Source organism: Roseburia sp., assembly GCF_041325975.1.
In the GTDB taxonomy this organism is placed as follows: domain Bacteria; phylum Bacillota; class Clostridia; order Lachnospirales; family Lachnospiraceae; genus Roseburia; species Roseburia rectibacter.
Genome location: NZ_JBGLEJ010000004.1, coordinates 47,871 through 74,667 on the forward strand (window position 1 = coordinate 47,871; position 26,797 = coordinate 74,667).

The following is a 26,797-nucleotide window of genomic DNA, read 5'->3' on the forward strand; positions in this document are numbered from 1 at the left end:
TCAGAGTACTTATTTCTATCAAGTCTACGATGATAATCGTTGGTGGACATCATGGTATCAGACTTTAGGAAAGGGAGGTACAACCTCATGAAAATTTACGTAGGCATTGATATTGCCAAACTTAATCATTTCGCCGCTGCGATTTCTTCCGACGGTGAAATAATCATTGAGCCGTTCAAATTCACAAATGACGCTGATGGCTTCCAACTGCTGGTCTCTAAACTCGAATCATTCGATAAGAACAGCCTCATCATCGGTCTTGAGTCAACGGCACACTACGGTGACAACCTTGTTCGATACCTTGTTACTGAGCTTTACCAAGTGTGTGTGTTGAACCCCATCAAAACCTGTCAAATGCGAAAAAATAACGTTCGCAAAACTAAGACAGATAAGGTCGACACTTACGTGATTGCTAAAACTCTTATGATGCAGGACAACCTCAGATTCGTCAGCTTCTTTGATCTCGATATGATGGATCTTAAGGCATTGGGACGTTTCCGTCAGAAAACCATAAAGCAACGTACCCGATTGAAAATTCAACTGACAACCTATGTTGATCAGGTCTTTCCGGAGATTCAATACTTTTTCAAATCCGGTCTGCATCAACACGCTGTCTATGCTTTATTAAAAGAAGCACCTTCTCCAAAAGAGATTGCTTCCATGCATATGACTCATCTGGCAAATCTGCTCAAAGTGAACTCACACGGACACTTTACCAAAGAACAGGCCAAGGAATTAAGAGTTCTCGCACAGAAGTCTGTCGGTGCTAACGACAGCGCTATATCTATTCAGATAACTCAAACCATTCAACAAATCGAGTTACTGGATAGCCAATTAGAAAAGATTGAAGCTGAGATGACGGATATCATGAAATTCAACGATTCTGTCATCATGACCATTCCTGGTATCGGTTATATCAATGGTGGAATGATTCTTGGTGAAATAGGTGATATTCACCGTTTCTCCAATCCAAACAAGCTGCTTGCTTTTGCTGGTCTGGATCCTTCTGTTTATCAGTCTGGTAACTTTCAGGCTAAGACAACAAGGATGTCCAAACGTGGCTCTCGTGTATTACGATATGCCCTTGTAAATGCAGCTTGGAACGTTGTCAGAAACAACGCAACCTTCAAGGCTTATTATGATGCCAAGAGGGCTGAAGGCCGGTCTCATTACAATGCACTTGGGCATTGTTCCGGCAAACTTGTCAGAGTCATCTGGAAGATGCTCACCGACAATGTCGAATTTAACCTCAAATAAGAGGTCTGTATACCAATATCGATAGATTTTGAAAAAGCACCCTAAGGGAGCTCTATTAAAGTTACCCTTTTTTACCACCGATATGAAAAAGAATTTTTTTACTAATTTATGGTTGACTCTTCATAGCTGGTCTCCTTTAACCTTATCCCCAGTCCATTTTCAAAAAGTCCCTTTATTTCATCCCAAACTTTTATAGGTACCAAATAGTTCAATTTGTCATCAAAGCTTCGCTCAGGCCAACAATATGTTTCTAGAATGCGTTCCTCTCGTAAAGGTAAACGACAGAATAAATTGAGAAGAATCACGGATCCCTTATGCTCATACAATGCATTCATTTGATTTTGATACATTTTACGAAGGCCTAATATCACACGTCTCTCCTCTTTACCTTCTGCTAATAACTCCTCAAGTTTACATATAAAAATTTCACCATTTTCAAACTTCAACAAGTAGTATTCATGTAAATCATTATATAGTGACATTCTGATTAGATGAAACATCCTGGATTTATTCAAATTGTCTTCCCAAGATTGATATGGTGCTCTTTTAGCTGTACTGTTAAAAATTTCATAATTACTAATGTCATCCACCTTGGACCATTTGGCTTTTTTATACAAACTCAATATATACTCATCTATACCTATTATTGAGCAAAAGTCTATATCCATGCTTTCTGCATGAACGTCCTCAATAATACGTGTAATACCAACTGCTTGACATTTCTTACCATAATTTGTTGCACCAAATATCCGAACTATGCCACTAGCACAAGGCTGTACCTTCCCCTCTGGCAAAATTACATTCATTTTACTGTTCAGTTCTATAAGTTCTCCACCGAATATCATCTTATTACGAATATCGATGACCATTTCAGCAATTCTATCTTCTATCTCTTTATCCGTAGAAGATATCCATTGCTTACATTCTGGAATACATTCTACAAACCCCCATAGAACTTCTTTTCCACGACCAAGAATATATGCCTTACTTTTAGTATCATTACTCTCAGACGTTCTATCCATGATACAGGTTCTAATCCAATAGCTTAATGCAGAGTATACTAACCTGCCTAAGTAATTAGAAATCGATTCATCCCTATATGGAAAAAGGTGCATATCATTTTGCATCGTTTCAACCATATTCTTGTTCATCGCATCACCACCTATTTATCCGATGTAGAATTCACTTTTTTCAACAATAGTAGTTGCGTTCTCATCTGCTTTACAATCAAACACTTTAGAAACAACCGCTTTCAAAATATCTCCTATCTGCCCTTGCATGAAATCAAAGTAAATACTAAGAATAAAACAAAAATCCAAAGCAACCTTCTTACCCATCATATGATTAAGAACCAATCCTCTAAAATACTTGTTGTAATATTCCTTGCACTTCGTTACATCATGCTCCACTGTCATACTATCTAAAGAATATTTGCCTATCCATAGTGCCTGTTTCTTCTTGAAATGAAGGTAGTTACTTATATCCATAGTGATAGCATAGTTATTAATACCACCAGACATCATTGATAGATGTGCCAATGTCGCTACTCCTGCAATTATCACTTTTCTTGGACATTGCCTACATATTATTGAAAAAGAAACCTCATCATAATCATCCAATAATCCTGGTAAATACACTACATAACTATCTGATTCATTGATAATTCCAACAATCTTATCAACATCATCTTTCTGTTTCACCATCTGAATCATTAATGGTGTTTTCGCATCAATAAGTGCTGAAATACAGGATACCATTTGGTATGCAACATCATCTGTAACAATAACCGCCTTATTGCTTAAGAGAGCAGAAAGAAGTATCGATGTAATTTCTGATGATTCGTCGAAATAAACAGATATGTTATCACATAAATCATCAAACAGATCAACAACATTGTCGGATGCATCACACTCTTCGGTATCTTCCTGTAGCTTATCAGCATTCATTACAATACTTGAAAATGTGGTTTTAGCAGTAATAGTGTCTCCTTCTACTCCAAGTTTACTCAAAAGAATAGTGTCCACCTTTTTTTGAATAATATGTTGCTCAAAATTATCAAAATATTCTTTCTCATATGCTTTCAGTCGATTCATAAACCCCTGAAGCTGCTCTTTTTCTTCTTGGAGTAATTTCAATTCTGATTCCATCTGAGTTTTTCTATCAGTATTATTCTGTAATTCAACATGAAGACCTTCTATTATATTATCTAATTCCCTCTTTTTTTGCTTAAATTGTTCTTGAAGTTGCTGCTCTTCTTTTGCAAGTTTATCTTTTAACGCCTCTCTTTTCTTTGATTCATCATCAGCTAAAGCCAAATCTAAATCATGTTGTTTTCTTTCACGTAACGCATTAAACTCTTTATCTTCTTCCATTTGACGTAGCATAATCTCTCTATCAAATTCTGCACGCCATTTTTCAGTCAACTCCTCCATTTGATGTTCTATCTGATCTTTTATTTTTTCTAGTTCAGCCGCCAACTCTCGGTTCATCTTTTTTGCTTCAGAATATTTTTTCTCAAGTTCTCTCTTTTCTTTTGATATTTGAGCTATTTCTTGAGTATATTTCTGTTCTATATGTTTTTCCGCTTTAAAAACTGCATCTGCAATTTCCTTTTTTTGTTTTTCTATTTGCTTAACTTGATGCTCAATTGTACACGAGCACTCTTCATCTAATTTAACTCCTTGCAATTTAAGCATCATAAAATAAAAATCTATTGGTGCATCTGTTGCCGACACATCAACAATTTTAAAATACAGCTCAACTAATTGTTCTGCATTATACGCCTTTATTTCTTCGATATCTATTGGAGGCTTAATATATTCTGTCATTGCCTCTTCAAACTTGCTTTTATAGTTTTCTAAAATCTGAACTATAACGCCTTTATATGTAACATCGCCTTTTTGGAACAAATCAAATGCTATTCTTGGCATATATAATTTTACAATGCTTGACTTTTTATCTGGGCGATTTGACCCTAGTTGTTTAACATATTTCTTATAAAAATCCTGATGATCCTTAATTGGCTTTAATAGAATTTCTAAATCTGCATGTTTACATGCGACCTGTATATCCTTAATGTCAAGCATATCTAGTATGCTAAAATCAATTTCGTCCATAGTTTCCCTCCGATTCTAATAATGTTATTACCGGCTTTGAAATCATGTTCTTCTTCAAAATCCTTTGTATCTCTCTGTCTAGCATCTCATTTTGATTAAGTAAACAAACCAATCTCTTCCGTATTTCAAACGGTATATTTATAAACTCTCTATTCTGATTAACCACAATACAATTCCATATGCTTTCAAAATCAGCTCCTCTATTTTCGACTGAATCTATGCCCTCATTATACAAAATTCCCCTCATTCGTTGACTTTGCACAATCAAGATAACATCATTCTTTAAAAAATTATCTACGCGAACTTCATTAAGTCCGGTATTTTTAATAATTTCTCCATTTTCATGAATAACCACTACATCAAAAACAATATTTCCTGATATTACTACTCCCGAGCTTTTAATTTCTTTAATGCCTTCAACTACTTGACTTTCCCCATCGTTCTCAGCTCTGATATCCGTCATGTGTGGCGCATATATAAGCTTTTCTTTTGTCAATACCACGCCATTAGAAATATATTTCCTGTCAATATTGATTACCGTCTCATCTGTGTCCATATATACTCTTGCAACTTTATCCTTAATGAATAATTCATTATATACTGCTCTAGTTCCTTTGAATTCATATACTTTTGGTTCTTCATTTCCCGAAGAAATATACCCATACACTGTTTTAACATTCTCATCCACTACATAACCATCTTCATACTTTATCACTGGTGGCCACATCGGCATAAATTCTGGTTTCTTTTCCAATAGGTGGACTTTCAAATTATTCCTTAAATACTGACATAACGTTTCATACTGAGAGTCTAATAAACTTGATACAAAATATCCTTTATACACATACCACTTATCATCCTTCAATCCAAGAATTCCAACCTTTTGCATATTAATTCCAGAAACAAAAGAAGGAAGCATCGGCTGTCTTCGTACCCAATAATACTCCGTATCACATGAAATTGTATCACCATGCCTAATTTTCTTTCCGCCCTGTTCTGTCACAGTGAAAATTGCTCCATCAAAAGAAAAACCATCCGCATAATCAGACCAAGTTTCAGACAATAACGGTTCTATTTTCTCAGGAAGATAAGTTATGTTATAATTTCTTCCATACATCGGAATATAATCTATTCCAATCAACGTTGTCTCCTTTGATGAAAACCGCTCATCGCTAATACAATACTTTATTTTTCCATCTAAAACAGCAAGTGCTCTTGATTCCATTGCAATTTTCATTAACGGCACTGGCATTTTTCTAAAACCAATGTACAATCTAAAGTTTTCCTTACCTTCACATCTTAAATACAAAGGTAGCCCCATTCTTTGATACAATGAACTAGATGAAATTGTATCAGCTCGTCTTTCACACTCCGCTGAAATATCTGTTTTTTTATAATGACCAAAAAAATTAGAATATTTACTTCCTGTTAAATGAACAGGTTCCCCACACTCTGGACAGATAAAGCGATTTCTAGGATAATAACTCAATCTGTTATAATCATCTGCATTTGCTTCTTTTAGTTTTCCACGTTCATAAAAATCAATAGCAGTCTTCATCGCTCCTCCTTAATCTAGATTCTCTACTTAATCTTTTTACATTCTCTATTAATCATAAACATCTTATAAAATGCATCCATTTCTCACAAAAACACTATATAAATATAATTTTGGCTTACTTTTATAATTCCACAATGTAATGCTCATATTTAAATCAATCAACATTCCCTAGTTCGTTATCGAATTATTTTCCTACTTGATACCTTTTTACTTTATTAAGTATACCTAATAATATTGATTTTTTCAATATTATTTTGATGGATTCAAGTGTTAATAACAACTAATTTTAATATTTCCGTATAAGAAAATCCCTCAGCCGCTTCGACTCATTGGCTAAGGGATTGTAATATCGGGTAGTCCTATAATTATTAGGGGTAAAACAGGGGTAAATTCGTCCTGTCATTTTCATAATGTCTTGATTTTACAAGTATTTCAAGCAATCTCACGGATATTGCCGTGGCAGATAAATAATATTTTAATCATGCCTTAAAAACTCCTTGAAAATACTGATTTTCCTTGATTTTACACCACTTTCTACGATTTGCTGTGATAGATTGTTTTCTTCGTTTTCGTCGCATATCATGGCATAAATTCGTATATCTTGTCATCCAAATTTAGTAAAAATCTTAGTAAAACAGCTTAATTTTCTCATTTTACTAAAGACTTTTTCCACTTAGGTTATCTTTTAGTTGTATCAATTTTCTTAATCTTTTAAGCCATCTTAGCATATTTGCCAAGTTCTTCCTTGGCATCCTCTGCTCCCAGATGCGTATATGTATTCAATGTTACCCCAATGTCCGAATGTCCCATAAGATACTGAAGCGTTTTAGGATTCATCCCGCTTTTTGCCATATTGCTGCAGTAGGTATGCCTGCAAACATGCGGCGTGATTTTTGGTAACTGCTCTTTATAGATTCGATTATGCTTAGCCAATGCCCACTCAAAATGCTTTTCCCAATGTAAAGCAACTTCCGGCATATCCTTCTTATCTAAAAACAGAAATCCCTTATATCCATCAATCACAGGTTCTTTCTTGGGCTTTTTACGATTTTCAACAATACGCTTAAAACATTCATACACTTCCTCAGTCATAGGAATGATTCTAGTTCCACTTGACGTTTTGGTATCTTCAATAACATACTTCATATCTCTGGTTCTTTGAAGCTGATGATTTACACTGATTTGCTTTTCTTCAAAATCAATATCGGAAAGTGTCAATCCACAGAACTCTGAAATACGAAGTCCGGTCTTAAAGAGGATAAACATACCATCATAGTATCGTTTATAATGCTCATCATTCTTAATAAATTCCAAGAACTTTCTTTCTTGTTTTCTGGTTATGGCTTCTCTTGTTACACTATCGTTTACAACTACTGTACATAGTTGAAACTCGAACGGATTTTTACGAATCAAATCATCATCTACAGCCATTTGAAAAGCAGGTCTTACCACTCCACGAACTGAATGAATGGTGCTGTATCCCCTACCATCTGCCTGAAGCTTAATCAACCATGCTTTTGCATCTGATAGTTTTACCTTATCAATCCTTAATGCTCCAAATTCCTCTTTCTTAATAATGTTGATAACAAAATTATAATTCGCAGCTGTATTATGGCGAACCCCAGTCTTCTGAGCAATATACTTTTTTACCAACTCAAGAACTGTCAAATTATCACCATAAGGAGTAATGCCATCATTTATATCCCTTAATATGACTTTTTCCTTTTCTCTAAGTGACTGGCAAGGTCTTCTTCCTACCGGAAGAGGATCTGTCGATTCCAACTTCCAACTGTAAAGAAATTTCTGTTTTCCATAGCAGTCTGTATAAACAAATGCATATCTTCCATCCGCTCGCTGGCCTTCTCCGTTTCGTAAAATACGTCCTTTTTTATCACGTCTTTTCTGATTGCGATTTCTTTCACTCAAACGTCTTTGCTCCTTTCTACGAAGAAGCCCTAGCACGACAACCATATTATATCATACCCGGGCGGCATTTACCACTTTAAAGTGATAAAGTTTCGTATTTTTCATTTCTACAAGGAAGTGGTTTGATTAAGAAATTCTTCAAATTTATGCCGATTAATCAACGATTTATTCCCCACCTGAACAGTAAAGCAATAATCAGAATCAACGTTCTCAGAAATTAACATCCTTATCTTCTTTTCTCCAATTCCAAAATATTGAACTGCTTCGTCAACCGTCAGCATATACTTCTCCCAGATTGGAACCATCTTGTCCTTTACTCTTTCTTCTATATTATTTATTATGAACACCTCCAAATTTTTAAAATAGGCAGCACTTTATCTGCCAATGACAACCCACACTCCATTGCAGGCTCTCATAGGCAGATAAAAAAGCAATACAGGTGGCAGGTCATTACTCTGCCCACATCGGTCTTGCACCGTCATTCAAATTGACCGGACTGCAAATCTTTTTACAATCCGGAAGTATCATTATTACAGATATGCTTCATCGCCCTGTGTTACTGCCACACATTTTGTCAGATTTTTCTCGCTCCATACCTTTGCTTCAATGTCATGTTTCAACACTTCTTCACGTTCACTCTAAAAAGAGCAGGCACATCTTTGCGAACCTACCTAGTGGCTCAGCATATCCTCACGTCCTGTATGCAAAAATATTCAGTTGTCAAGGTACAACGCTGCATCATTTCCAATCAATGAATAGAAAGGGAATTTTCTGATCGGATGCTATGCAACTTCAAAAGCCAATATTTTTGTAATCAACTTGGTTTCCAATCTGCGACGCAGCGTTTCATCAATGCAGTAATGCACCTGTCCACTTTCGTCATATAACTTTCTGGTAGACAGTTTGATTATGTATCCCTCATAGTGTTTTAACACTGCATTGATGGCACTTACATCGCCCTCTGATGCTGCCTTTATAATATGGAAAGGCAACAAATTTTCCTCATTTCTGCTTTTATACCTCTTTTTCATCTGCTATTCCTTCCATAATCTTCTTCAAAACTTCAAGTGAGCGTGTCCTGTGTTCATGAATGGTACTGCGAACCAGATTCATTTCTCTTGCAATATCCGCATCGCTCATTTCCATAAAATACGAAAGTAAAATAACATTCCTTTTTCTTTCTGTAAGTTCCTTCAAAGCTTCTGCAATCAGGGTATTTTTTACTTCAATGTCATAGCCATGCACTTCAAAATGATGATTTTCTGTTCCGTACTCATCCATAGTAAATAATTTGCTCAACTCCTTTTCTGACAGTTCAGAGAATGTGACTTCGTGTTTTCTGCGATAGTCCATGTGCTTGTAATAATTGGCAGCTTCACCTTTTAATGCTGAATAATCTTGGGGTGATTGAGCCACCTGTCCGGTGCGATTGAGCCACGCTTCCGTTTTATAGTGAGCCATCATTCCGGTACGGTTGAGCCACACTGTCTTATAATAGATTCATACACAAACATTGTGTAAATCTATTATAAGGAGGTCGCTACAATGACCAAATACCGTGAAATCCTAAGATTAGCTGGCTTGGGATTTAGTAACCGGAACATTGCATTAAGTGTTCCTTGTTCAAGAAATACTGTCGCTAAAGTCTTGAAGCGAGCACAGGAGTTGAATCTGTGCTGGCCTTTACAAGACAATCAAACAGACAAAGTACTTGAAAAATTATTTTATCCCCAATTAAACAATCATCCTCAGAAACGGATGCCTGACTATGATTACATCCGCAAGGAGCTGCTTCGCAACGGTGTAAGCAAAAAACTTCTATGGACGGAATACATGGAGGATTGCCGTGCCAACGGTGAAGAACCACTCATGTATTCACAGTTCTGCTATCACATCCAACAGGATGAGCAGAAGCATCGTGCTACCATGCATATCAACCGTAAACCCGGTGAACAGGTTGAAGTTGACTGGGCAGGTGATCCTGCAACAGTCATTGATCCTGATACCGGCGAAATCATCAAAGCATACATATTTGTCGGTGTAATGACTTACAGCCAGTATGCATACGTGGAAGCATTTCTGGACATGAAACAGAAATCATGGATCAATGCACATGTCCATATGTACGAATATTTTGGTGGTGTCGCCAGAATCCTCGTACCGGATAACTGCAAAACTGCAGTTGTTCACAATGGCGGATGGAAAGACCAGCAGATCAATGAAACTTATCAGGAACTGGCTGAACACTATGGTACCGCGATTATTCCGGCACGTGTCAGGACTCCCAAGGATAAGCCGAATGCTGAGGGAACGGTAGGAAATATCTCTACCTGGATAACAGCAGCACTTCGGGATGAACAGTTCTTCTCCCTTGCCGAATTAAATCGTGCAATCAGAGACAAACTCGAACTGTTCAACCAAAGGCTCTTTCAAAAGAAAGAGGGTAGTCGGCGAAGCTTATTTCTTGAGGAAGAAAAACCATTGCTGGCATCATTACCTTCTACCCGTTTTGAACTGAGTGACTGGAAGACAGCCACCGTCCAGTTCAATTATCACATATCTGTGGATGGAATGCTATACTCAGTTCCCTATGAATACATCAAAAAGAAAGTTGATGTAAAGGTAACAGATACCACTATTGAAATTTTCTACAACCATAACCGCATTGCTTCCCACCGTCGTCTGAAAGGACGCCCTGGGCAGTACAGCACGGTCACGGAACATATGCCGGAAGACCATCAGAAATATCTGGAATGGAACGGTGACCGGTTCCGCAAATGGGCTGAGCGGATTGGCATAAATACGTACACTGTGATCAATGCAGTACTGACCTCCAAACGTGTGGAACAACAGACCTACCGAAGCTGTATGGGACTTCTGAAGCTTGCTGAGAAATACTCAGATGCATTGCTTGAAGCAGCCTGTAAAAAAGCATTATCCTATACATCTTCGCCCAGTTACAAGAGCATTAAAAACATCCTCGTAACTGGTTCTGTAAAGCAGGAATCAGAAATGACTGAATCCAAGATCACACATAAAGCACACGGCATCACGAGAGGTGCCGATTACTATCGGAGGTAAACACATATGACAAATCAGAGTACAATAGATAAACTTATTGAAATGCGCCTTACTGCTATGGCAGATGCATTTCGCAACCAGCTGGATGATTCTAAATTTAAAGAAGTACCCTTTGAGGATCGCTTCGGTATGCTGGTAGACATTGAATACAGTAATCGTAAAAATAATCGTCAGAAACGACTGATTCGTAACGCTGGATTCGACCAGCCGGAAGCAAGTATCATGGATATCAACTACACTTCCGGGCGCAAGCTTAACAAGAGCCTTATTAACCGGCTTGCAACTTGCGAATACATATCTGAACACCGGAATCTTTTTATCACCGGTGCTACAGGCTGTGGTAAAACTTACATGGCCTGTGCCTTTGGCATGGAGGCTTGTAAGCAGTATTTCAATACAAAGTATGTCCGTCTTCCTGATCTGCTTATTGATCTGGAGATGGCACGGACAGATGGCAGCTACAAAAAAGTCATGGCTAAGTATGCCAATCCCGTTGTCCTGATTCTGGATGAATGGCTTCTATTGAAACCAACGGATTCAGAACAGAGGGATATCTTCGAACTGCTTCATCGGAGACGCAAGAAATCTTCAACGATTTTCTGCTCCCAGTATGAATTCGAGGAATGGTATGACCAACTCGGTGGTGATGATAGTCCTCTGGCAGATGCAATCATTGACCGCATTGCTCATGATAGTTATCGCATCAACATCACAAGTATTGATGCTGAGCATGACAAATCCATGAGAGAAGTATACGGTTTGGCTAAAAATCTACGAGAATAATTTATAACCTATGTGGCTCAGTCCGTCTGGACAGGTGGCTCACGCCACACTGGACTGGCGGCTCCGCCGCACAGGAATATTCATAATGCCATCTGGCACAAACGGTCAAACTGATGCCTGACAGTCATTTCATCCTTAGAAGAAGGTTGCCCCATACGAGTTCACCTCCTCCCGTTCCGAATGACAAGGCATTTGCCTTTTTTCCCTTCCGGTGTATCTCCCAAATGAAACCGGGGAGATGTTCGGGTGGATTGAAAAATTTTTATAAAAATTTTTCTGTATATAAAAAACGCCCTTATGGGCATATACCCACAGGACGCTGTTTATATCTGATATTAAATTTTCTCCACATTCTACGAGTGTATATAATTCACTTTCGATTGTAGAATTTGCCGCATTACTTAAAATGCGACCTATTTAGCTGTCCTTCCACGCAATGGGCAGGATAATAGTAAGTACGTAATCATCTGTACCTTGCCTTTTAAAAAAACATGCCGCCCATCAGGGCGGCACATTTTATTTCTTCTTTTTGGTTCGAAATCCTTCCGGTAATTCATTTGACCATGGCAAAAGCCGATTTAGATCATCCGGCTTTGGAAAAGGTCCCATTTTACGAAGCTCGTCTAATACATAGGAAAGATATACATACGGCTTCAGACCATTCAGCAGGGCTGTTTCTGCGATACTATAAACAACAGCACTGGCATCTGCGCCACGGATACTCTTGGCAAACAGCCAATTCCGGCGGCCTACTGCAAAATTTTTGATTGCACGCTCCGCACTATTATTATCAATGCTCAGATGCCCATCATCCAAGTACCTGCGAAGATAGGTTTCCTGATTCAGCGTATATAAAATGGCATCACCAATAAGGGAAGATCTGTCTACAGAATCTTCCATCGAATGCAGCCATTCAAACAGGGCTTCCACTACTGGACGCGACTGCTTCTGGCGTTCCTGATACCGTTCTTCCGGTGTCTTATCTTTGATCAGTTCCTCTACTTTATACAGGATTCCGATCCTCGTCATTGCCTGATATGCAACTGTTTCTTTCAGCTGCTCCTTTGTGAAATCCTTTTTTAATGCCGTGAGTGCAGCATCAAAACGGCGTCTCGCATGGGTAAAGCATCCGGTTACGGTGATGGAATCGTTCAGTCCATGATACGCCTGGTATCCATCACACGTCAGATATCCATGAAATGTATCTCCAAGGAAGTTTACCGGGTGATATCCGGCACGCGTTCTCTCATAATCAAAGAGAACCATCTGTGGGGCTTCACTGTAATGATCTGTCAGATATACCCACATCCAGTTTTGAGATGATCCTTTCTGATCTGGTTCATCAATCACCTGGATCCTGGTTTCATCGCAATGGATGTATCTGCTCTTTAGGAATTCTTCCTTCATCTGCCCATAAAGCAGTCCCAGATACCGGTCTGCACAGCTGATGATCCAGTTTGCCATTGTTTTTGTTGAAAGATTTAAGTCATACCTTGCGAATTCCCGTTCCTGTCTTGCCAGCGGCATGCCATTGACATACTTTGCATTCATGATTCCGGCAACCAGCGAAGGTGTAGCAATGCTTCCCTTGATCAGCGGAAACTCTTTTTCCGGCCGGATCATAGCACCACATTTTGGACAACTGTATACATAGGTTACTTCTTCAACCACTTCAAAGGTGGAGGGGATGAATTTCAGTCGTTTTACGACTTCTTTTGTGACGACTTTATACTTTGTTCCACAGTCCGGACAATAGCGGTCTTCGCCGGTCAGTTTATATTCGATTGTTTCTGTTACTTCGAAATTAGAGAGATCTTCTTCTTTTTTGCCGGTGCGTTTTTTCCGTTTGTGCGATGGAATCACGATTTCCTCTTCAATCTCAGCAGTATCCGTATCTGCATTGACTTCAGCCTCATTAAACAGATCCATCTGTTCATATCCATCTGCGTATTTTTCACTGGAAGAACCGAAACGTCTTCTTTGTGCAAGCGCAAGACGGTCTGAAAGCATTGCGTTCATAAATTCCAGTTCTTTCTGCTTGTCTTTCAGAAGCTGTACCTCGGTCTCTTTTTTTTGAACCTGATTCTGCATGATTCTCATAACTTCCATCATGTTTTCACGGCTCATGTTATTCAGCTGTTCCTCTGTAAAAAACGGATCCATCCGGCAATCTCCAAACTCTTATATGATAATTCCAGTATAGCATAGAAAGTCCAGCTGTTCGAGAAAAATCAACGTTTTACTGTGTAGGAATATATACCGATATCCACAAGTATTTCGTGCTTTTTGCGAATTGACAAATCCGTTCTTTATACAACAATCTTTGGATGTCTTTCTTCAAAAGCTCCCTTCGGAGTAAGTGAAAGACCATCACACAGCCAATGCATTTCTTTCAGGGTCACTTTCTGTAATTCATCCGGAGTATCCGGCCAGTGAAAGGAATCTTTGTCAAGCCTCTTCATCAGAATCCAGAAACCGGATCCGTCCCATTGCAGAATCTTAATAGAAGTCCGCCTGCGGTTGCAGAACGCAAACATGCAGCGCGAATAGGGATCAAGTTTGAATTTTAGCTTGATAATTGCAGCCAGTCCGTGATAGCTTTTTCTCAGATCGGTAGCTCCACAGGCAAGGTAAACGGTTGTGCCACCTGCCAGATCAAGCATGATCTTTCAGCCCCTGGATCAGAACACGAAAAAATTCCGGCGGGCATTCAGGCATCACTTCAATCCGAATAGCATTTGTGATAAAAATGCGGACTGGAGACGGGCTGATATTCAAAGTCTCATTCTTTGAAATCTCTTTTTCCGTTGGCATTTTTGCAAAAATCATATCTGTATCTGATTGTTCGTCCAATTTTTTCAGCTTGCGCATCCAATAATTCATTGTAGAGACTGGAACGTGATGTTCCTGACACCATGTTTTGCAAGTCTGCCCACTGAATTGAAATTCATGGATTCTTTCAGACCACAGCGTGATTTTTTCATCTGTTTTCATAATGATACAGTTTCCTTTCTTTGTTATGAAAAGAGTGTATCAGAAAAATATAGTTGCTGACAGATACGGATGATTACGTACTTACGGATGATTACGTACTTACTGTTTTTCTGTTCTTTCGTCTGCCATAATAAACCTCCATATTTTCATTTTTTGCACGACAAAAGGCAGCCCGCTCTGGACTGCCTTCTGCATAATATATGCTATTTACTTCTTGTTACAAAATTACTATCTAATTCGATTTTACTTATTGCAATTTACTCCTGTCTCCTTTCTATTATTGATAATTATCATGAATATATTTGTCTTTGATAGATTATATAAACTATCAAAGGTTATAATTTTAGGAAATTTTGCTGCACTCTATATGCATTATCTAATTCTTCCCATGTTGAAATACTTAATGAATGGATCTTTAAACAATAATCCATTATAGTCTTTCGCAAATATGTATCCACCTTTTTTATTTCATTAATATCTGGTTCAATTTCAAATATAGATTTTCCTCCATGAAGTATCGGATTTCTATATTTGTTTTTCAGTTGCTCATACTTTTGTTTGTTCCGTAAATAATCCGCCTTATCAATAGCTAATATTGTAAAAACTAACTTTATTACCTTTTCTTTATTATAATTTCGTGGATCGATTCCATCAAAAGTATCAAATAAGTAACTAATTCGTTGTGTCCAATCTCTGACATATTCTGACTCACAAATATTCACCAAAGAACGCTTACACAAATTATCAATATAATTTGCATTACCAAACAATATTTCATATATATCATCTTTATAAAGTTTAATACAATTATATGCCTCGCTAGGAATCTGATACTCACTGAATACCCTTCCTGGTACAAATTGTAAGAACAATTCTTCCTTATCTTCTACAAACTCATAAATTGCCCTAATACCTGTTCTTAACCCAACTCTGGGAGGTAATACTTCTCCGTTTAGAATATCACCCCCTGATAGCATATCATAATACAAACATTCATTGAGCTCATTGCAAATGTAATCCACAAATTGCTCCCTTATTATTGGTGAACGCATGTATTCATCACTGATTTTAGGCAGATTTAAACCTATAACACGCGGATATCCATCATCAGCTCTTTCACAGCGATATAATATTTCTATAATGTATTCAAAGTCTTCTATTGAAAAATCATTAAAAATAGATTCATAATCTTCCCCCAAATCTTTTGATACATAATTTTTATAGTATCTATCATATTCGAACTGATTCAAACTTGGAAGAAGTAAATAGTTTCCCCTTTTCTCTGGATAGCTAATCTGTAATCCTTCCAACGTTGCAACATATGTTGTCCTTTGAGAATAAACGACTGGTAATCCCGCAAGTGATTGCTCTTGTGGCATTTTGTATGAATACTTGCTTACTTCATTTAAAATATATTCTTTTAGCGATTCAATACTAGTTATTTCGCTATCAATTACCTTTGTACAAAACCGTATTATTATATTAAATAGCTCCTGATTTATCTCATGTGCTTTTCTAATCGATACTAATTCATCTATTCTTTTCCCCTTATGAACAACCTCAGTTCTTATTTCTTTCGAGTAAAAATATAACTGCGAACTAATAACATCAAAATTTGATTGATTTTCAGCAACAATTGATAAAATTCTTTTCTTGTTATCAGTAAAACTGTATGTATCACAAAGTCCCATTCCATCTATTTTTGAAAACAAAAAAATAAAACATCTTGTCTCATCAATAATCTGCAATGCCTCGCATGCCTCGGCTATATATCGCCTATATAAGTTATATACTTCGTCATTTCTGTGTGAATAAATCACTCTATATAATCTTGTATCATTATTCTCTGTCACACCCAGATCAAGTCCAATTCCTTTTTGCATTAAATAGAACTCTTCTTCTCCATTTATATATGCCCCGATTGAATAATCGTCATTGATTGAAAATAGCATTCTTTTACCATCTATAAGCCCAGGGATTCCTATAGTATATTCCGGTCTATTAAATGGGCATTCTAATATTCTAATGTAATCAAATCGTCTATTTGCATCATTTAGAATTTTCTCAAAAATAGTAATATCATTATTTATCTCAATAATATCATATTTAGATGATAATAAAAGAAAAGGTAAACCTGTTAGTTGTTCTGTAAAGAAACTTCGATTGTGTTCTACAATTAATCTTAATTTCTCCTTTTCATCATCTAAAAGATTACTATATTCAATAGCCTCATTTGATACATCTCCTGGGAAAAAAATCATATCTCCAAGTTTTAATACGTACTCTAACAGTACACGTTGTACAGGCAAAATATATAAATTCACTTTTTCATAACCCCTTTCTTTACTTTAATGGAACAAGACTACACAATTTTCAGATTCCATCCCTTCTGTTGTAACTTCATCTGCATTTTTTCATCCACAAAATCAATAGGAATAGCAAGACAAATCAACGCTCTTGCTCTTGTCATTGCAACATACTGGCATTTTAATCTTTTCTCTGAAGAACTCTTCATCCTTTTAGGTGGTTCTCCACACAGATAATCAAGTATTGATTTCATATTATGTGATTTCATAAAAGTCTCTAACACCAAAGTAGCTAAATGTGTTCTTCCTTTAACAGAATGGATACTACCAAATTCCATATCAACCTCGCGTTTTGTCTCTTCGTCACAGTACACATAATAATTTGGCAATAGTTTTTTATCATCACTATTTTCATTGCTCTTTTCATTGCTCTTTTCTTGATCTTCCACCCATTTTCCAAATTTATTTACATCCTCATTGGGTTCAGTTTCAAATAGAGACAATATTTTTTTCATAATAATAACCATAGACTTCCAATCTTCTTTAGAAATTAGATTACCAAAATCAGCAAGTAACATAAGTAACTTTCTGAAATCCTTTTTTTGTTCATCTGATAATAGTTTCATAATAGCATTGATTGAATTTCCCGTAGCAGGTATATAATTACATTCCTTAGACAATATGTAATGACCTCCACTTTGTAACTTCGTGGATTTACCTGTATAATGTAATTGTCAAACAACAAAAACAGGAATTACCGCATACAAAGGGAGGTCATCAAATGAATTATAACACAGTTTACGTAGGAATGGATGTTCACAAGGAAAGTTTTTCGCTTTGTGCTTACACAATTGAAGCTGAAAAGGCTTCTCACTACCAGAGGACAGAGGCTGATTACAAAAAAGTTCTGAATTATCTGGAGTTTCTTAGAACCATCTACGGAGACGATGCTAACTTCATATGCGGTTATGAGGCTGGTTGCCTCGGTTATACTTTGTATCACCAATTAACGGCGAACAATGTAAAATGTATTATTCTCGCTCCTACTACAATGCTTGAGCAGCGTAGTAAAAAGCGTATTAAAACAGACAAACGTGATGCTGAAATCATTGCCAAATGTCTTGCACAGCATAACTACAGCCCTGTTCATATCCCAACTGCAAAGGATGAAGAAACAAAAGAATTCCTGCGTATGAGAGATGACCATAAGCTGGCACTCAAAAAAGTAAAGCAGCAGATTCTTGCATTTTGTCTGCGCCATAACTATCGCTATGATGGAAACAGTCATTGGACAGCAGCTCATCTTAAATGGCTTAAGGCATTAACCCCTGAGGCTCTATACAAGGAGATCCTCGACGAATACCTGCTGACCTACCACACACTATCAGACAAGCTTGAGCGATTGGATAAACGTATTGAGGAGCTTTCCACACAGGATGAATACAAGGAAGCCGTGAAAAAGCTTTGTTGCTTCATCGGTGTGAAGACACATACTGCGCTTTCTGTTCTGGTAGAAGTCGGCGATTTCAACCGCTTTGCCTCTGCTCAGCACTTTGCTTCCTACCTCGGTCTTGTCCCTGGTGAGGATTCCAGCGGTAATGATCAGAACAGACTTGGAATCACCAAAGCAGGAAACAGGCATGTACGGTTACTCCTAACAGAAGCGTCACAATGCTATGCAAGAGGACAGGTTGGTTTCAAATCCAAAGAATTGAAAGCCCGTCAGTCAGGGAATACGCCTGCGGTCATCGCTTATGCTGACAAAGCTAACGAGCGTCTAAGACGTCGATACTACAAGATGGTACTTAATAAATGCAAGAAACACAATGTAGCCAAAACAGCAATCGCAAGGGAACTCGCATGCTTCATGTGGGGCATGATGACAGATAACATTGCCTGATATAGGGGGTATAACATCACGCTGCTACTGTCAAGACCAAGCCGCCTGTGGCGGTGCTTCGCAGCCTTGACATCATCATCCCGCTGTTATAGTGGGTAATCAAGCAGATGTAAGATGGCTTATGCCACGTACATCTGGCCAATACAAAGCAACAACTGAAGACATCCTGAAAGGGCTTCGGCCATTTCAAGGTTCGAGCTATCTACGATAAATCTATGTCGGCACAGAGCAATCTGTGATCCACGCAATTAGACGGTAGAGCTCACGGCGGACCATTGACCTGTAGGTAACCAATCCACGTATATCAGAGTGGCCAAGGCCGGGAACTGATACTCCGAGGCTCTTTCCGGGTGCCTTCAGAAACAACTAAATAAAGCAGTGATTTCTGTTAATTTGTACTCGACAAGAGTCATTACATATCAGCTTTATTAACTAATCGTCTAAGACCTTTACAAATCCATTCAATCTGCTCCGATTTTTCTCCATTATTCTGAAATTCTTCAATTCCTTTCCTAAAATAATCAATCAAATTTTTAGGAGTGGTTCTCTTGTTTGCTTTTCTAGCTTCATAAGCATTCCAATAATCATATATTCCTTTGGGAAATTGATTATCTTTTGTCTCTTCTTTTTTATCATGAATCATCCCAATTACATGAACGCCTTCTTTTTCATAAGTTTTCAGTTCCTCATCACTAAACGTATCCAATATAAGTTGTCCAAATTCATCTATTACCTGAGCTGCATTCTCCTTTTCAAATAAAAAGATTGTATGTTTGATTCCCTTTTGCGTAAATTCATTGTCTGTACCATCCATTTGAGCTTTTGAAAGAGCAACAGTATTGGCTAAACTTGATATGGATGAATCAAATCTTCTGCTTTCACTTAAAACAAGTGCATTTTCCCTTGGAAAATTTTCCGTTGTATCATCAGCATATAAATTCCCATATATTGCTTGATTACTATCACCAAATCCCTGCCTTATGCTCAACTCTCCATCACTATTAAAAGCCTTTTTGAGCAAATTCCATTGAAACGTATCTGTATCCTGAGCTTCATCTATAAACAATATAGGAAACCTTCTCTGTATAGCTTTAGGTATCTCATCCCATTCTTTCAAAACTTTTTGAGCATATAAAAGCATTTCCCCAAATGTAAAATATCCATCTTTTTGAGTTTTCTCAATAACTGATAACAAAAGTTCATTTGTTTCTTCATTTTTAACTCGCTCGATATTCCCTATATTATCTCGATATTCGCAAATCGTCTCACTTTTATATTGCATTTCTAAATAGTAACGCTTATTTCTTGGTAGTTTATTCCATCTAAGTGAGTGGACAAGCTCCGTATCTATAATATTGATTTCATATCCGTTTGACTTTAACCATGGTAAAGAAACATATGTATCAAAAAAAGAATGCACTGTACCTATAAAATGCGGATACGATAACAATTTTCGCCCAATCTCTGTGTTTCCTAATCGCTCTTCTATCTCTTCTCTTGCCACATTTGTATGCGATAAAACACAGATGCCAGCATTGGAATATGGCCATTTCTTTGCAAGAATTGCCAACTTAGCAACCAATATAGTTGTTTTACCGCTTCCCGGAAACGCCTGTATATCAACAGAATCCATATTTTTTAGTACATTAACTCTAGCAGAATCAAAATGAACTTTTCCGCCCATCATCTCTTCTACCCACAATATATCTTCGTCAGTAATCTCTATATTTGCTAATTTCTCAATTTCCAATCAATTCACCCCTTAGTAACATATATAATTGCACTTATCAAATAATCCGGTAATACCTTTTTCAAGTCTTCAGCTCTGTTTATATATTTCTTTTCAAGATTAATCGCTAATTCTTGTGCGAAATCAGCTTTTGATGCTTTTTTTGAAGTAAAAAAACTATAAAAGCAAGCTGCTCTTTCTTCTTTAGTTTTATAAGCATTTATCTTTTCAATTAATTTATCCTTCTTACTTGGTCTATTCTTTTTTTCATAGCTTACATTTATTACAGAATCAATTAATATTTCCTTCATTTCTTCATCCTGTAGCCCTATATACGCTAAGTCATATTCTAGTGTCCAATGATTGGCTACAAATGTTTTTACTTTCTGTCCATCTGCTTTTTCTTTTATCTCATTAACATGGTTTTCTGCTCCTAATACTGAATAATCAGCCTCTGCTCGCCATGCACGTTTACTTTTCTCTGGCCATGTATCCTTATCATCTGTATATTTTTCATCTATACAAATTCTTGGAGCACAATTGGGCATAATATCTCTATCTGTAACACATGCAACATTTACATCCAACTGTTTATTCTCATCTTTTCTTTGAAATATCCTTGCATATCTTCTCAATCCGGTACTTCTAACATCAACAAGCGAAGTACCATAATCTGTAAAATTACATCCCAATAATTTGGATAATGTAGGTAACAGCAATGCCTCTCCAGGACCTTCTACAATTATTACACTTCTTGCAAAAAACAGATTTGCTTTAGTTGCATCAAGGTATTTTTCCAAATAAAGATAATCATCTTCATCCAATTTTGTCTGCTCTTTCTCAAGAGAATATACTTTACCCGATTTCACAATCACAATGTTCGATAATTTTACAACAGAAGCCAATAATGGCGAATGTGTAGTAATTATAGTCTGTCTATTCCCTTTCTCAGATTCTTCTTCTAAAGATTGAATTAATTTTAATTGTCTTTGTGCATGTATATGTGCTTCTGGTTCCTCAATCAATAAAAAACAGGATTTATTATCTCCTATTGCCTCATTATGTAATAGTAACTCACATGCCATACTCATAATATTACTTGTCCCAAGTCCAACTCTACCGCACATATCACTGGCATCTTTATCTACTGCAAGATCTAATTTCTCCAATAATGCCATCTCTTTTTTTATTTTATTAGAATTTGACCCTGTAACTTCCAATCTTGTTCTTATGTTATCCTTTTTCAAAAGCATTTTTTCTTGCAGTATTGTCGTCATTTCTTCGTTAATTGAATCCAGTGCTGGATGTTTTGCTAAAAGTGTATTTGAAAGATCTGCTATTCCCGCTATGGAAAGATTATGAATATCAATTCCCTCCTCATACTCATCAACTCCTTGATCTACAACAGAAATATGTTGCATAATTTGTGATAGTCTTGAATGTCTTCCAGCCTGCATTTCACTATATGCATCTCTCAAGGCACGCAAGTATGTAGCTCTTAACAATTCTCTTGCTTCTGCAGATGGTGATGGTCCGTTTCCTTCTATTCCTGTTGAGACATTTACCACTGGGCGAGGCGGATTGAATGATGATAAATATCTGCACGTCCAATGTAGATATAAACATGGAATCTTTTTATTTTCATCTTCATATGAGAGGCATTCCAAAAAAGCCCCTCGTTCATCTTCATTCAATTTCTCAAATTTACATGTAATTTTAATTTCTAATGTTGCATCTTCTTTGTAAAAATCTTCCTGCTCCACTCTATACCAGTTCATATCTGTAGTTCCAAGAACTAGTTTTATTGCATCCATGATTGCTGATTTTCCAGAATCATTTTCTCCAACAAGAACATTTAAACCTTTTTTGAAAGTAATACTATGCTCATTTCCATCAAAACATCTAAAATTCTTTATTTGCAACAATGAAAGATACATATTCCTCAACTATCCTTTCTTTTGTTATCCGATTACACCTTATCTTCGTTTTATAGTTTTACAACACTTACAATACTTTCCAGTATCCTGCCTTTTTTGAACCAACCCGCTCTATATACCCATTTTCTCTTAAAAATGATATATTGTTTTCTACTGCTGTTTCACTCACCCCTAATATATTATGAAGTTCTGCAGTTGTAATGTTCGGGTTGTCCCTCATTTCTGAAATAATTTTTTGCCTTCTGGAATTTAAAGATTTCTTATCCCCAACCTTTTTCCAAACTTTATTCCCAACCTTATTTATTCTCTCAAATGGGATAGTAACAACAATGGAATTCTCCCTAAATGAAAATGCATCTTTTCCATACATTTCCGTAATTTTAGGGACTCCTCGACCAGATTTCTCACTTATATGCAGTTGAAGAAATATCTCGGATAATTTTTCATTTACAGGGATTGATTCTCCTAAGAAAAATCCCTCCATGGTCTGTGCCGGAGCAAGTGTTCCCCTTGATAGTATCTCTATTCTGTCGGAAAATACCGAAATCATAGGTTCATTTCCTTCCACCCATTTATTGTGCAGGACGGCATTAATGACAGCCTCACGAAATGCCTTGTTATCAAATAACGGAACCTCCTTTCGTTCAACGACCCTGTCTGTCTCATCCGCCTGAATCAGGTTCAATACATCTCCATAACGCAACAACTCATCCAAACTGTATAATAAACAGTCATTTCCAAATTCACGTACAGAGAAAAGATTAGAGCCTTTTGTTTCTCCATCAAAAATAGATACACGAAGCGGAAAATGAGAATTATCCGACAGAAGCTGCGCTAATATATTAAACTCGCCTTCTTCTGTTTTTAGCCCCAGATTCTTAATAAACGTCTTTTGATTTAGAACAATACCTTTGGAACCGTAATATCCAAAGAGTTTTTGAAATGTAAGTTCCTGGTATTTTGCCGGTACTGTTTCTATCGTTTCGGTTCTTCCATCCAGTATTTTGAAAAGTTCAATTTCTCTCTTAGGGTAATCTTTCATATTACATTTTGATGATCCTATCCTTAAAAACCTCTTTTCTTTAAATGCCGTAGGAATCTCGGTTGCCGCAGGAATTACCAAACCAACGACTCTCTTTCCATAAATTTCTGTTTCTTCAAAACTAAAATTTATGCTTGGTGACAGATTTCTCGCAAGATAATTCTGATACGGTTCCTTGTTATATTCACAATACTGATTAAATGTTGTTCCTACAATTTCATGGGTTGTATCATTTACACCCCAAATGAAATACGCATATTTTTTATAATGAAAAGCCGCCGCATTTGACAGAGCAGATACATATTCGCCTAATGCCTCAGGCTGAAACCAGTTTTCCTTAAATTCAAACCATTCCTGTTCATCACTTAAGGCACATAAATCTAAAACAATTTGTTTAATATCCATTAGTATGCTCCTTTACCCAACTTTTATTCCCAACCAGAATAATTATAACATGTTGGGAATAAAGTTGGGAATAAAAATAAAAAAACTTCAGATTTTCTTATAAGGTTTCTTCTTTTCCCTTTACCTTTTGTGGCATAGGCTTTTCTGTATCTCCTCCTGCAACCTTTGCTTTCATCACCTCCAGCTTCGCCTTCATGGATACTCTTTCTGCAGGTACATCTGCATACTGTCTGATGCTCTTATCCTGCCCTATACCCACTGTTTTCTCTGCAAGCGGTGTATTCTTCGCCGGACGGTCTGCAACCTCTTTTCGCTCTTTGGAGCTTCCGGCTCATCATCCATATCAATCCCGTCATTTCCCTTTTCATCCATGTTAAGCAGGGCATTCAATGCTGACAGACGCTCTAACTTCTCTGCAAGTTCCGCTTCCTGTGCAAAAGGCTTGGTCACCTCCACCTTTGCGGTTTCAAGCTGATGCTCCACCGTTTCAAGTTTTGTCTGGGCTTCCATGAGCTGCTTTGGCATGGACTCCAGTGCATGGTTAATACGGGAGATATTACCGAGTGGGTCTGAACCGACTTCCAGATTGTGGGAAAGCTGTTCTTTCAGGTTCATTACAAATTTGTGATTGAACGCATCAAAGGTTACTGCCATCTTAAAACCTGCATATTCGCCAATGACCGCAGGGGCATTGACTGTTTTTATTTCCTTGCACATCTCCACAAGGGCTGTTCCGGCTTCTTTTTTATCTGTATAGAGCGTATCCCCAACTTTCATGGAAAACTGCTCTTTGTCCACTGGAAGATTTGCTTTTGCAGTCTGAATATCCGCCTGCATCCCGCTGATACGCTCCTTTAAAATTGTAATCTGCTGAGGATAATGCTTTGCAATGTTGTCCTCCAGACGGTATTTCTGACTGGTATGGTTTGCTTTCATAAGTTTCAGTTTTGAAACCTGAATATCAAGGTCCATCTTTTCCTTGATGTAGGGATTTCCTGTTGCCAGAGCCTTAACCTCCGCATAAGTAAGGGCTGCTTCATCCACATCCTCACAGGAACGTACCGGAGATTTGCTTGTCATGATCTGACCGATGAATTTCTGCTTGTTCTCAATGAGCTGCCACGAATAACTGTCAAAGGTTCCTTCCGTCACATAGCGGAAAATCTTGACCTTTGGATTTTGGGGGATTGCTTTCAGATCCTTGGTTATTCCTTCAATGATGTTACTCAAAGGCTCTGCCCTCTGTCCTTATTCTTTTCCCGGCTCCGTTCTCTGTTCTTATTCTGTGATACCACATCTTTTAAGCGTTTCAGTTTCTCCCTTACGGAAGTCCTGCCCTTTCGTTTCTCATTACCATAAACAAATTCCTTGAATGCCTGTGCTACTGCATCGGCATCCCTGCCCTTGAAAAATACCACATATTTTGGTGGGTCTGTTGTCTTATCCTTCTTGACGGCAAAATCAATATTGTATTTACGAGCTACCCGCTCAAAGGATTTGATATTGCCATCCGTCACTTCGATAGACGAAACTCCCACGCCCTCGCCAACCAGCTTTTTCACAGAAGTTTTACCATGCGTTTTCTGTGCTTTCTGTCTGCGATGGTTCAGATACATCCGCATGGCAGCTTTCAGCACGTTGGCATCCAGTTTAGCGGTCTTAATTACAAGAGCGATTGTTTTCTGTGTTACTTCCTCCTGCATAAGTACCTCCGATCTGCATCTTCCTGTGTGTATGCTCCGCTAAGGTGGAACATACAGCCGATGTAATAAATACCTCATAATTCTCCTTTCCGCTTCTGGACATCGTGTCCAAAAGCAATAAAAAAAGGGCAGCTACAAATCTCTCGACTTATAACTGCCCTGACGCTGTACTGTTTTTAAAGATTCACATTAAAACTGAAATCGACATGTTATTCTACATTTAATCCCCTAAAAGATTGTCCAGTTTCGATTGAGAAAATCTTTGGAGATAAAAATATTTATCAATAATCTTGTATTTTGTATTTTTATTAATTTGCTCAATACAATAATCTATTAGTTCACTTATGAAATCTTCACAAGATAAATAATAATCATTCAAAATAATATTGTTTTCTGGAAAATGTAAATAATTAAAAATGTATTTTCCATCAATATCTTTTTCTATAATGCCATCACCTGTTTCAGGCATCTTAGGCATTATTCCCGCTCCTAATAAAGATATATAATTGGGGTTAGTTCCTGCCATTTTATACTTTACTGATGATATATTATCTAAAACCGCTTTAGCAATCGTATCCTCTATAACAATACGAGGATGTATTGCAATTTCCGATTCTAACTGATATGCTTTATTTACAGCCTCACCAAAAAACATGCTCTTATCTGGATCAACATAAGCATTACCATATGATATACCTCCTCGAAATAGAATTCTTTCTTTGATAAACCTCAAAAATATTGGTTCGCAATTACATAATGCTACCTTGAATAATTCATCTTCAGCTTTACGTTCATTAGATATCCCATCTTTAAATCCGTAAAAGATATATGCGCAATCTGAAAAAGAATATATCTTTCTAAAATATACTGTATGTTCCATATCATTTTTTTTATTTTTTTCAAGTTCTTCATGAAATATTTTATTTATATGATATGTTTCTTGAAAGTCTGTTCTATTTTGACTCCCTAATATATCTACAAATATAACTAAATATTTAGAAAAACCATTTGGTACACTATACATCTATTTATCCTCCACATATTCATTTCTTATTCTAAA

23 protein-coding genes are annotated in these 26,797 nt (G+C 37.1%); 4 read left to right on the top strand and 19 right to left on the bottom strand.

The features are described 5' to 3' along the window. Window positions 1-87: 87 nt before the first annotated feature. Entirely contained in the window at window positions 88-1,257 is a 1,170-nt protein-coding gene (locus ACDD58_RS03595) for an IS110 family transposase (protein ID WP_178709271.1), read from the top strand. Between the two features lie 101 nt (window positions 1,258-1,358). Here ACDD58_RS03595 and ACDD58_RS03600 read toward each other — a convergent pair whose 3' ends face one another. From ACDD58_RS03600 to ACDD58_RS03630, 7 genes are all read right to left on the bottom strand, one after another. Next, on the bottom strand, window positions 1,359-2,408 hold the full coding sequence (locus ACDD58_RS03600) for a hypothetical protein (protein ID WP_370775851.1): 1,050 nt from the start codon (window positions 2,406-2,408) through the stop codon (window positions 1,359-1,361). Between the two features lie 15 nt (window positions 2,409-2,423). Further along, on the bottom strand, window positions 2,424-4,373 hold the full coding sequence (locus ACDD58_RS03605; RefSeq protein WP_370775854.1) for a hypothetical protein: 1,950 nt from the start codon (window positions 4,371-4,373) through the stop codon (window positions 2,424-2,426). Next, window positions 4,360-5,931: a hypothetical protein gene (locus ACDD58_RS03610; RefSeq protein WP_118362414.1), complete on the bottom strand. Its 1,572-nt coding sequence runs from the start codon at window positions 5,929-5,931 to the stop codon at window positions 4,360-4,362. The genes ACDD58_RS03605 and ACDD58_RS03610 overlap by 14 nt, the downstream gene beginning before the upstream one ends. Before the next feature lie 711 nt (window positions 5,932-6,642). Then, entirely contained in the window at window positions 6,643-7,857 is a 1,215-nt protein-coding gene (locus tag ACDD58_RS03615) for a tyrosine-type recombinase/integrase (protein ID WP_370775856.1), read from the bottom strand. A gap of 107 nt (window positions 7,858-7,964) precedes the next feature. Further along, window positions 7,965-8,162, bottom strand: a complete 198-nt coding sequence (locus ACDD58_RS03620; protein WP_370775859.1) for an excisionase — start codon at window positions 8,160-8,162, stop codon at window positions 7,965-7,967. 477 nt (window positions 8,163-8,639) lie between these two features. After that, complete coding sequence (locus tag ACDD58_RS03625; RefSeq protein WP_249752854.1) at window positions 8,640-8,888, bottom strand: helix-turn-helix domain-containing protein; 249 nt, start codon at window positions 8,886-8,888, stop codon at window positions 8,640-8,642. Then, window positions 8,872-9,318, bottom strand: a complete 447-nt coding sequence (locus tag ACDD58_RS03630) for a sigma-70 family RNA polymerase sigma factor (RefSeq protein ID WP_370775863.1) — start codon at window positions 9,316-9,318, stop codon at window positions 8,872-8,874. The genes ACDD58_RS03625 and ACDD58_RS03630 overlap by 17 nt, the downstream gene beginning before the upstream one ends. Before the next feature lie 84 nt (window positions 9,319-9,402). Between ACDD58_RS03630 and istA the strand changes: the two genes are divergently transcribed. Both istA and istB read left to right on the top strand, forming a co-directional pair. Then, the gene (istA, locus tag ACDD58_RS03635; RefSeq protein ID WP_370775302.1) at window positions 9,403-10,938 is read left to right on the top strand and encodes an IS21 family transposase; all 1,536 of its coding nucleotides are present in this window, start codon (window positions 9,403-9,405) and stop codon (window positions 10,936-10,938) included. 6 nt (window positions 10,939-10,944) lie between these two features. After that, a complete protein-coding gene (istB, locus tag ACDD58_RS03640) occupies window positions 10,945-11,721 on the top strand; it encodes an IS21-like element helper ATPase IstB (protein ID WP_370775301.1) in 777 nt (258 codons plus the stop codon). A gap of 516 nt (window positions 11,722-12,237) precedes the next feature. Here istB and ACDD58_RS03645 read toward each other — a convergent pair. From ACDD58_RS03645 to ACDD58_RS03665, 5 genes are all read right to left on the bottom strand, one after another. Then, window positions 12,238-13,884 carry an IS66 family transposase gene (locus ACDD58_RS03645; RefSeq protein ID WP_370775866.1) on the bottom strand — a complete coding sequence of 549 codons (1,647 nt, stop codon included), beginning with the start codon at window positions 13,882-13,884 and terminating at the stop codon, window positions 12,238-12,240. 146 nt (window positions 13,885-14,030) lie between these two features. Continuing rightward, window positions 14,031-14,384, bottom strand: coding sequence for an IS66 family insertion sequence element accessory protein TnpB (gene tnpB, locus ACDD58_RS03650; RefSeq protein WP_006855325.1), 354 nt, complete (start codon window positions 14,382-14,384; stop codon window positions 14,031-14,033). After that, a complete protein-coding gene (locus ACDD58_RS03655; protein WP_006855327.1) occupies window positions 14,377-14,715 on the bottom strand; it encodes a hypothetical protein in 339 nt (112 codons plus the stop codon). Before ACDD58_RS03655 ends, tnpB begins: the two co-directional genes overlap by 8 nt. 335 nt (window positions 14,716-15,050) lie before the next feature. Then, window positions 15,051-17,039 carry a hypothetical protein gene (locus tag ACDD58_RS03660; RefSeq protein WP_156342446.1) on the bottom strand — a complete coding sequence of 663 codons (1,989 nt, stop codon included), beginning with the start codon at window positions 17,037-17,039 and terminating at the stop codon, window positions 15,051-15,053. A gap of 38 nt (window positions 17,040-17,077) precedes the next feature. After that, a complete protein-coding gene (locus ACDD58_RS03665) occupies window positions 17,078-17,701 on the bottom strand; it encodes a hypothetical protein (protein WP_370775871.1) in 624 nt (207 codons plus the stop codon). Between the two features lie 101 nt (window positions 17,702-17,802). Here ACDD58_RS03665 and ACDD58_RS03670 point away from each other — a divergent pair, with 101 nt between their 5' ends. Further along, the gene (locus ACDD58_RS03670) at window positions 17,803-18,921 is read left to right on the top strand and encodes an IS110 family transposase (RefSeq protein ID WP_370775875.1); all 1,119 of its coding nucleotides are present in this window, start codon (window positions 17,803-17,805) and stop codon (window positions 18,919-18,921) included. Window positions 18,922-19,333: 412 nt separating this feature from the next. Here ACDD58_RS03670 and ACDD58_RS03675 read toward each other — a convergent pair whose 3' ends face one another. The 7 genes from ACDD58_RS03675 to ACDD58_RS03705 all read right to left on the bottom strand — a co-directional run bounded on the left by ACDD58_RS03675 (window position 19,334) and on the right by ACDD58_RS03705 (window position 26,761). Continuing rightward, complete coding sequence (locus ACDD58_RS03675) at window positions 19,334-20,671, bottom strand: UvrD-helicase domain-containing protein (RefSeq protein WP_370775878.1); 1,338 nt, start codon at window positions 20,669-20,671, stop codon at window positions 19,334-19,336. 5 nt (window positions 20,672-20,676) lie between these two features. Then, complete coding sequence (locus ACDD58_RS03680; RefSeq protein WP_118210475.1) at window positions 20,677-22,587, bottom strand: ATP-dependent endonuclease; 1,911 nt, start codon at window positions 22,585-22,587, stop codon at window positions 20,677-20,679. 67 nt (window positions 22,588-22,654) lie between these two features. Continuing rightward, window positions 22,655-24,034 (bottom strand): RNA-binding domain-containing protein, encoded by a 1,380-nt coding sequence (locus ACDD58_RS03685; protein WP_370775882.1) that lies wholly within the window; start codon window positions 24,032-24,034, stop codon window positions 22,655-22,657. 97 nt (window positions 24,035-24,131) lie between these two features. Continuing rightward, entirely contained in the window at window positions 24,132-24,293 is a 162-nt protein-coding gene (locus ACDD58_RS03690; protein ID WP_370775885.1) for a hypothetical protein, read from the bottom strand. Further along, entirely contained in the window at window positions 24,284-25,264 is a 981-nt protein-coding gene (locus tag ACDD58_RS03695; protein WP_370775888.1) for a helicase, read from the bottom strand. The genes ACDD58_RS03690 and ACDD58_RS03695 overlap by 10 nt, the downstream gene beginning before the upstream one ends. Then, window positions 25,261-25,737: a PcfB family protein gene (locus ACDD58_RS03700; RefSeq protein ID WP_118210473.1), complete on the bottom strand. Its 477-nt coding sequence runs from the start codon at window positions 25,735-25,737 to the stop codon at window positions 25,261-25,263. Before ACDD58_RS03700 ends, ACDD58_RS03695 begins: the two co-directional genes overlap by 4 nt. Window positions 25,738-25,957: 220 nt before the next feature. After that, complete coding sequence (locus ACDD58_RS03705) at window positions 25,958-26,761, bottom strand: hypothetical protein (protein ID WP_118210472.1); 804 nt, start codon at window positions 26,759-26,761, stop codon at window positions 25,958-25,960. Window positions 26,762-26,797: the final 36 nt, after the last annotated feature.

Excerpts from the sequence above, each read along its gene's own strand:
- istB (WP_370775301.1), top strand. The coding sequence starts at position 10,945 with ATGACAAATCAGAGTACAATAGATAAACTTATTGAAATGCGCCTTACT.
- tnpB (WP_006855325.1), bottom strand. The coding sequence starts at position 14,384 with ATGCTTGATCTGGCAGGTGGCACAACCGTTTACCTTGCCTGTGGAGCT.
- ACDD58_RS03600 (WP_370775851.1), bottom strand. The coding sequence starts at position 2,408 with ATGAACAAGAATATGGTTGAAACGATGCAAAATGATATGCACCTTTTT.
- istA (WP_370775302.1), top strand. The coding sequence starts at position 9,403 with ATGACCAAATACCGTGAAATCCTAAGATTAGCTGGCTTGGGATTTAGT.
- ACDD58_RS03705 (WP_118210472.1), bottom strand. The coding sequence starts at position 26,761 with ATGTATAGTGTACCAAATGGTTTTTCTAAATATTTAGTTATATTTGTA.
- ACDD58_RS03685 (WP_370775882.1), bottom strand. The coding sequence starts at position 24,034 with ATGGATATTAAACAAATTGTTTTAGATTTATGTGCCTTAAGTGATGAA.
- ACDD58_RS03655 (WP_006855327.1), bottom strand. The coding sequence starts at position 14,715 with ATGAAAACAGATGAAAAAATCACGCTGTGGTCTGAAAGAATCCATGAA.
- ACDD58_RS03670 (WP_370775875.1), top strand. The coding sequence starts at position 17,803 with ATGAATTATAACACAGTTTACGTAGGAATGGATGTTCACAAGGAAAGT.
- ACDD58_RS03595 (WP_178709271.1), top strand. The coding sequence starts at position 88 with ATGAAAATTTACGTAGGCATTGATATTGCCAAACTTAATCATTTCGCC.
- ACDD58_RS03605 (WP_370775854.1), bottom strand. The coding sequence starts at position 4,373 with ATGGACGAAATTGATTTTAGCATACTAGATATGCTTGACATTAAGGAT.
- ACDD58_RS03680 (WP_118210475.1), bottom strand. The coding sequence starts at position 22,587 with ATGTATCTTTCATTGTTGCAAATAAAGAATTTTAGATGTTTTGATGGA.
- ACDD58_RS03700 (WP_118210473.1), bottom strand. The coding sequence starts at position 25,737 with ATGCAGGAGGAAGTAACACAGAAAACAATCGCTCTTGTAATTAAGACC.
- ACDD58_RS03630 (WP_370775863.1), bottom strand. The coding sequence starts at position 9,318 with ATGGCTCACTATAAAACGGAAGCGTGGCTCAATCGCACCGGACAGGTG.
- ACDD58_RS03645 (WP_370775866.1), bottom strand. The coding sequence starts at position 13,884 with ATGGATCCGTTTTTTACAGAGGAACAGCTGAATAACATGAGCCGTGAA.
- ACDD58_RS03620 (WP_370775859.1), bottom strand. The coding sequence starts at position 8,162 with ATGGTTCCAATCTGGGAGAAGTATATGCTGACGGTTGACGAAGCAGTT.
- ACDD58_RS03625 (WP_249752854.1), bottom strand. The coding sequence starts at position 8,888 with ATGAAAAAGAGGTATAAAAGCAGAAATGAGGAAAATTTGTTGCCTTTC.
- ACDD58_RS03610 (WP_118362414.1), bottom strand. The coding sequence starts at position 5,931 with ATGAAGACTGCTATTGATTTTTATGAACGTGGAAAACTAAAAGAAGCA.